This is a genomic window from Mesorhizobium sp. M7A.F.Ca.CA.003.01.2.1, assembly GCF_003998945.1.
Lineage (GTDB): Bacteria > Pseudomonadota > Alphaproteobacteria > Rhizobiales > Rhizobiaceae > Mesorhizobium > Mesorhizobium ciceri.
Window position 1 is genome coordinate 1 of record NZ_RZRA01000184.1, and the last position, 7,210, is coordinate 7,210.

The 7,210-nt window shown below is 63.5% G+C and carries 8 protein-coding genes; 4 read left to right on the forward strand and 4 right to left on the reverse strand.

Features of this window, described 5'->3' with window-relative positions; all coding sequences use genetic code 11:
• Nucleotides 1-807: TRAP transporter substrate-binding protein (locus tag EN969_RS10225; protein ID WP_127419105.1), on the forward strand; the 807-nt coding region annotated here is incomplete at its 5' end.
• An 85-nt stretch (nucleotides 808-892) separates the two neighbouring features.
• Here the strand turns inward: EN969_RS10225 and EN969_RS10230 are convergent.
• The 4 genes from EN969_RS10230 to EN969_RS10245 form a co-directional block, all read right to left on the reverse strand.
• The gene (locus tag EN969_RS10230; protein ID WP_063170440.1) at nucleotides 893-1,921 is read right to left on the reverse strand and encodes a zinc-dependent alcohol dehydrogenase family protein; all 1,029 of its coding nucleotides are present in this window, start codon (nucleotides 1,919-1,921) and stop codon (nucleotides 893-895) included.
• Between the two features lie 18 nt (nucleotides 1,922-1,939).
• On the reverse strand, nucleotides 1,940-3,724 hold the full coding sequence (locus EN969_RS10235; protein WP_174299056.1) for a TRAP transporter large permease subunit: 1,785 nt from the start codon (nucleotides 3,722-3,724) through the stop codon (nucleotides 1,940-1,942).
• The gene (locus EN969_RS10240; RefSeq protein WP_013528212.1) at nucleotides 3,721-4,305 is read right to left on the reverse strand and encodes a TRAP transporter small permease subunit; all 585 of its coding nucleotides are present in this window, start codon (nucleotides 4,303-4,305) and stop codon (nucleotides 3,721-3,723) included. Before EN969_RS10240 ends, EN969_RS10235 begins: the two co-directional genes overlap by 4 nt.
• Nucleotides 4,306-4,493: 188 nt before the next feature.
• Nucleotides 4,494-5,399, reverse strand: coding sequence for a branched-chain amino acid ABC transporter permease (locus tag EN969_RS10245; RefSeq protein ID WP_063169837.1), 906 nt, complete (start codon nucleotides 5,397-5,399; stop codon nucleotides 4,494-4,496).
• Nucleotides 5,400-5,547: 148 nt separating this feature from the next.
• Between EN969_RS10245 and EN969_RS10250 the strand changes: the two genes are divergently transcribed.
• The 3 genes from EN969_RS10250 to EN969_RS10260 all read left to right on the forward strand — a co-directional run.
• Nucleotides 5,548-6,159, forward strand: coding sequence for a CGNR zinc finger domain-containing protein (locus EN969_RS10250; RefSeq protein WP_063169838.1), 612 nt, complete (start codon nucleotides 5,548-5,550; stop codon nucleotides 6,157-6,159).
• A complete protein-coding gene (locus EN969_RS10255; RefSeq protein ID WP_013528209.1) occupies nucleotides 6,152-6,688 on the forward strand; it encodes a hypothetical protein in 537 nt (178 codons plus the stop codon). The genes EN969_RS10250 and EN969_RS10255 overlap by 8 nt, the downstream gene beginning before the upstream one ends.
• A gap of 219 nt (nucleotides 6,689-6,907) precedes the next feature.
• Nucleotides 6,908-7,210: hypothetical protein (locus EN969_RS10260; RefSeq protein WP_164758209.1), on the forward strand; the 303-nt coding region annotated here is incomplete at its 3' end.

Consider the following 7,210-nt stretch of genomic DNA (forward strand, 5'->3'; position numbering starts at 1 on the left):
GCATATTACTACTGGGGCAAGGACCCGACATGGGCGCTCGGTGCGGCGGTTCCCTTTTCGCTCAACGCACGCGGCATGAATGCCTGGCATTACCATGGTGGCGGCATCGACCTGTTCAACGAGTTTCTCGCCACGCAGGGCCTTTTCGGCCTGCCGGGCGGCAACACCGGCGTGCAGATGGGTGGCTGGTTCCGAAAGGAAATCAACACGGTGGCCGACCTTTCCGGCCTCAAGATGCGAATCGGCGGTTTTGCCGGCAAGGTGGTGCAGAAACTCGGCGTCGTGCCGCAGCAGATCGCCGGCGGCGACATCTATCCGGCGTTGGAAAAAGGCACCATCGACGCGGCCGAATGGGTCGGCCCCTATGACGACGAGAAGCTCGGCTTCTACAAGGTGGCGCCCTATTATTACTATCCCGGCTGGTGGGAGGGCGGCCCGACCGTCCACCTGATGTTCAACAAGGCGAAGTACGAAGAGCTTTCGCCAACGTACAAGTCGCTGCTGCACACTGCCGCGCAGGCGGCCGACGCCAACATGCTGCAGAAATACGATTATCTGAACCCTGCGGCGGTGAAGCGGCTGGTGGCCGGCGGCGCGAAACTGCGCCCGTTCAGCCAGGAGATCATGGCCGCCTGCTTCGAAAAGGCCAACGAGGTCTATACCGAAATGGAAGCTTCCAACGCCCCGTTCAAGAAGATCTGGGAATCGATCAAGGGCTTCCGCAAGGAGCATTATCTCTGGGCACAGGTGGCCGAATACAATTACGACACCTTCATGATGGTCCAGCAGCGCAACGGCAAGCTGTAGTCGTTTGTACTTCTGCTCAAAAGCTCTCTGGGCGGACCCCGCTTAGAGAGCTTTTCTGTATATGCCGGGAGGCGAAGCCGGCGGTTCAGCCGCGGCGCGGCACCACCAGAACCTTGACCTCGCCGGGCGCCGGCGGATTGGCGATCACCGCTGGCGCTTCTTCAAGCGACACCTGCCTGGAGATCAGCCTGTCGATCTCGACCGCACCGGAAGCGATGAGTTCGGCGGCGCGGCGATGGGTGTAGGGATTGAGGAAGGAACCGAGCACCTTCAGTTCCCGGAACAACAGGTCGAACGGCTCGAATTCCGCTTTCATGCCTTGCGGCGTCACGCCGACAATGACGACCGTGCCGCCGGCTCGGGCCAGGCGCATGGACTGCTCGACGGTCTCTCGCACGCCGGCGCATTCGAAGACGACGTCGACGCCACCTGGCGCCAGACCGGCCGGTCCGGCGATCGCATCGATGACATCGGTGGCTGTCGGATCGATCGTCGCTGTCGCGCCGAGGTCCTCGGCGAGGGCGCGCCGCGAAGCCTGCCTGGTCGACAGGATGATGGTCGTGGCTCCCGCCAGTCTTGCCAGCTGCACGGTGAGCAGGCCGATCACGCCGCCGCCAAGCACGACCACCGAGCTGCCCGGTTTGATACCGGCAAGGTCGACGCCGTGCAGGCAACAGCCGAGCGGCTCGCAGAAGGCACCGTGCAGGGGGTTCAGGCCTGCAGGCAGGACGAAAGCCTGCTTCTGCGGCAAGGCAAGATATTCGGCAAAGCCGCCGTCGCGATGAATGCCGATCGCGCACAGATTGCTGCAGAGATTGACTTGTCCCGCGTGACAGTGTGCGCAGCGCCCACAGGCTATGTTGGGGTCGCCGGTAACACGATCGCCGATGGCAAAACCCGAGACCGATGTTCCGATCGCCTCGACGATGCCGGAAAACTCATGGCCGGGCGTCACCGGTGGCGTGCAGGGAAATTCACCGTGAAACAGATGCCGGTCCGTGCCGCAGACGCCGCAGGCTTCGATGCGCACCAGTAGCTCATCCGCACCGATGTCAGGCATGTCGACGTCGCGCAGCGTGATGCCGCCCACTGCTTCCAGCCGCACCGCTTTCATGGTCTTGACCATGCCGGTTCAGTTGAAGCTTGGCGGTTGCGACAGGTCGGGCTGTGGCGCTGCCGGCTTTGCCGGTGTCGGATCGCCGAAACTGGGCGGTTGCGAAAGGTCAGGAGCGGCCGGCGCCGTGGCGCCACCAGCGGGCGCCGCTCCATCCGCCGGCGGCGTGCCCAGCGGCGACAGGCCGGGCACCTCCGGTACCTTGTAGTCGATGGTGCCCGGATCGACGGTCGTTCCCTTGTAGTGCATCACCATTTGCGGGAAGGCGATGGTCAGCCCGATCATGATCACCTGGATGCAGACAAAGGGCACCGCGCCCCAATAGATCTGGCCGGTCGTCACCGGCGCGATTTGTTTGCCGGTGAGACGATCGAGATAGGGCACGCGCGCGGCCACCGAACGCAGATAGAACAGCGCGAAGCCGAAGGGCGGGTGCATGAAGCTGGTCTGCATGTTGACGCCCAGGAGCACGCCGAACCAGATCAGGTCGATACCGAGCTTGTCGGCGGCGGGCGCCAGCAGCGGTACGATGATGAACGCCAGTTCGAAGAAATCGAGGAAGAAGGCGAGGAAGAAGACGAGCATGTTGACGCCGATCAGGAAGCCGACCTCGCCGCCCGGCAGCGACGTCAAAAGGTGCTCGACCCAGATGTGGCCGTTGACGCCGTAGAAGGTCAGCGAGAACACCCGTGCGCCGATCAGGATGAACAGCACGAAGGACGACAGCCTTGTCGTCGAGGCCAGTGCCTGCTTAACGACGTCAAGCGACAAGCGCCCCTTGGCCGCCGCCATGAACAAGGCGCCGACCGAGCCCATGGCGCCGCCTTCGGTCGGCGTGGCGATGCCCAGGAAGATGGTGCCCAGCACCAGGAAGATCAGCGCCAGTGGCGGGATCAGCACGATGATCACCTGCTGCGCTAGCCTGGACATCATGTTGAAGTTCAGGCGCTTGTCGGCAATGGCGACGATGTAGATGAACAGCACCCCGGCAGTCGCGCCAAGAATGTCGGCATTGTCGCCATGCGCCGGCGCCAGATAACGATATGCCGCGTAGGAAACCGCCGATGTGACCAGCAAAGCCACCAGCAGCGACATCACGCCATGGCCAAGTGTACGGGCCTCGAGCGGCAGCGCCGGCATCGAGTTCGGCCGGATGATCGACATGATCAGGATATAGGACATATAGAGGCCGGTGAGCACGAGGCCCGGGATCAACGCGCCCGCGTACATATCGCCGACCGAGCGGCCGAGCTGGTCGGCAAGCACGATCAGCACCAGCGACGGCGGGATGATCTGGGCAAGCGTGCCGGAGGCGGCAATGACACCGGATGCGAGCCGGCGGTCATAGCCATAGCGCAGCATGATCGGCAGCGAGATCAGGCCCATGGCGATGACGGAAGCCGCCACCACGCCGGTGGTCGCCGCTAAAAGCGCGCCGACGAAGATCACGGCGTAGGCGAGGCCGCCGCGGATTGGCCCGAACAGCTGGCCGATCGTGTCGAGCAGGTCTTCGGCCATGCCCGACCGCTCGAGCACGATGCCCATGAAGGTGAAGAACGGGATGGCCAGCAGCGTGTCGTTCGACATCACCCGGCTGCCGTAGAAATTATCCGGCAATGCGTGCAGGAGCGGCCAGGCGAGGTTGATCGATCCTCCGGAATAGGGAGACAGCAGCACGCCGATGAAGAAGAACATCAAGCCGTTGGCGGCCAAGGAAAAAGCGACGGGGTAGCCGATCAGCAGGAAGATGATCAGCGAAGCGAACATGATCGGCGCCATGTTCTGCGCGATGAACTCCATCACGAACGCACCTCGTCGGCCAGCGCCTTGGCTTCGAGTTCGGCCTGCTCATGCACCGATATGAAGGGATTGGGGTCGTCCATGTCTCCGCGCATGATGGCGATCTTCTTGATGATCTCGGAGATGCCCTGCAGCGCCAGCAGGAAAAACCCGACGAGCAGGATGGCCTTGGCGGGCCAGATGATCAGGCCGCCGGAATTGTTGGACATCTCGCCGCTGCGAAACGACAGCGACACATAAGGAACGAAATAGATCACCATCAGCGTCACGAACGGCATCAGAAAAAAGACATGCCCGAAAAGGTCGATCCAGTGCTGCACGCGGCGTGGAAACAGGCCGTAGACGACGTCGATGCGGATATGTTCGTTCTGCTTCAGCGTATAGGCGGCGGCCAGCATGAAGGCGGCGCCGAACAGATACCATTGCAGCTCGAGCCAAGCGTTCGAGGATATGTCGAACACCTTGCGGATAATGGCGTTGGCGGCGCTCACCAGGATCGCCAGCAGGATCAGCCACGATATCCATTTGCCGATGAACTCGTTGGCGCGATCAATAGTCCTGGATAGAGCGAGAAGCCCTGCCATGCATTCCTCCCTTGTACCGGAGGCGTGCCGGCTTCCCCCTTTTTGTCCGTCACGCCACGTGGTCCAACGGTATGCCGCGCGTGGACTGACGGGTCAACAAGGATAGAGGCAGCGAATATCATCGCATCGCAGACAGTGCCCAATACCGGCGATCTGCCCTCGCGTCATGCAACCAAAGTCTGACGTTTTCAGGCGATTTTGCCGGTGTCGCGGCCGGCGCCGATCAGGATCAGCGTCGTGACCAGGAACAGGTACATCCACGCGTCGCGCCACTCGACCGGGAAGTAGCCGGCCCACAGCGATTCGGCCATGCCGAAGACGGCCGCGCCGAGCGCCGCGCGCGGTGGCGAGAGATAGCCGCCGACCGCCGTCACGAACAGGATCTTCAGTCCGTAGACGAGGCCCGAGCCGAAGCTGACATTGCCGTAATAGAGCCCGGCCATGACACCGGCCAGCGCGGCGCAGAAGCCGCCGAACAGCACCGCGTGCCGGAACACCGCGCGTACGTCGACGCCGCACATCGCGGCAGCCTTGGGGTCGTCGGAGACGGCGCGCCAGCACCGTCCGAAGCTCGACCGGGCAAAAGCCCAGCTTGCCAGCGCGATTGCCGCCACCACCACGGCGCAGTCGATAAGCTGGATGAGCGTCAGCGTTGCCTTGAAGGTCGCGCCCTGCGCGAAAACGATGGGCTGCGCCAGCATCGGCGGCAGCCACAGATCATGCGTGTCGGCGGCGATGCGGCTCGCTTCGGACAGCAGCAGCAGGATGCCGAGCGTCGTCACCACGATTGCATTGGGCGTGCGGTCGGCCAACGGTTCGAAGACACTGCGCGACAGCACGTGGCTGATCAGCGCGGCATAGAGGAACGCAGCGACGACGCCGAGCGCCACCGCCGCCAGCAGCGTCAGCCACAGCACCTGATAGCCGAAGGCCGCGGTCAGGATCATGGTCTGGCCGCAAAAGGCGAACAACGCGCCATAAGCGAGATTGGTGCGGTGCAGGATGCCGTTGGTCAGCACATAGCCAAAGGCGAGCAACGCATACAGCGCGCCCGAATGCAGCCCGTTCAGCACCTGCTGGAAGAAATAGAGCATGCAAAACCTCGAAGCATGCCGCCCAAAAGTGCGAAGCGGTCCTGGCCAACAGCATGCTCAAAAGGCTGCGGAGACCACCGCATCCCGGAGTGAGGTTGCATCGCTGAATCTAACTTGTCAAATACGATTTATCGGTTAGATTTTCGCCATGACGGTATCATGGACCCCGCACCGCTTCACCGGCGGCCTGCTTGCGCTCGACACGGCGAACACCGTCGTGCTGCGCGGCGATCCGGAGCGGACGTTCGACCGCTTCGAAGATCCGGCCGAGATTGCTCGCTTCGCCGACGCGGCGAGCCGCTTTCGCGCCGCCGAGCTTGGCGAAAGGCCGCTGGCGGTATCCTCAGCGGTGGCGATCGCACCCGTCGTGCTGTCGATCCGCGAGGCGACGGACCGGCTGTTTCGTGGAGCGGTGTCGAAGGGCGCGGTCGCCACCGCTGATCTGCCCGGATTCCTGAGCGCCTGCGCCGAGGGTCTTGCCGGCAGCCGGACCGAGATCGGTGTGCCGGGAAGGCCGTTCGGTGATCCCCTGACGCCGATCGCCTTCGAGGCGGCGCTGGCGGTTTCGGCGCTATCGCTTCTGCGCGACGATACCGTCGCAAGGCTCAGGATCTGTCCCAACTGCACCTGGCTGTTCGTCGACAGAAGCCGCAATTCCAGCCGCCTATGGTGCGACATGGCGGTGTGCGGCAACCGTCAGAAGGCAAGCCGTCACTATCGCCGTCGTCGCATGGCGGAAAATGAGGTCAAGAATGCGTAGCGGCCTTTCCCGTTCGATCCTTGTTGGCGCGGCGCTCATCGTGGCCGTTGCGCTCGGCGCCTGCCGCGACACCGGCGACGCCGAAGGCAAGCTGTTCGAGATTTCCGGCAAGATATTCGTTTTCAACTACCGCCTCGCCAGGGCGACTTATGTGGTGACCCTGCGGCCGCTGAAGCCGATGGGAGAGGGCCAGGTGGCGGTCGCCAGCTTCCAGGATCCCGCCGGCGGCGCACCTCTGGTGGTCGAGCAGAAGGTCTGGCCGAAGCTCGACAAGGTGACGCTGGAGAGCCCGGCACTGACCTGCGTCGTCAAGAACAAGCCCTATGCGATTGCCATCAGCATCAAGGGCGCCGACGGCGCGGTCCTGCAGAAGATCGACACCACGCTGATGTCGACGGAAGACCAGTCGATCCTGCCCGACCGGCCGCTGGTCATCGACCAGCTCTACACCGCCAATCCCGATCTCGTCGGCCATCCCGACGGCAAGCTGCCGGGCGAGCCGAAGCCAGATTGCTCGAAAGGCGGCTGACGCGTCGCGGCCGGCCGCGCCGCAGCTGTAATGTTCATGCGCCGGGCAATGTCCGCGGATCGGTTTCATACCCGATTCAGGATGGCCGCGGACTGTTCGTTGCGCGTTGCCTGGCATCTGCGATTTTGTTTGACCTGCCTTGCAAGGGGAGAAAGGATGCGTCATCCGACCCCGACGTTGGCTGCCTGCCCCGCGTGGCCTCCGCAGAGGAAATGCCTGATGACGCTGCACGACGTCGCGCTCGACGACAAGTTCGATCTCGCAAAGGAGCGCATCTTCCTGTCCGGCGCGCAGGCGGTCATTCGCATGCTCTTGATGCAGCGCGAGCGCGACCGTCGCGCCGGCTTGAACACGGCCGGGTTCGTCTCTGGCTATCGCGGTTCGCCGCTCGGCGGCCTCGACATGCAGCTGTGGAAGGCGAAGAAACAGCTCGCCCAGGCTGACATCGTCTTCCAGCCGGGTCTCAACGAGGAGCTTGCCGCCACCGCCTGCTGGGGGGCGCAGCAGACGGAGCTGCTGGGC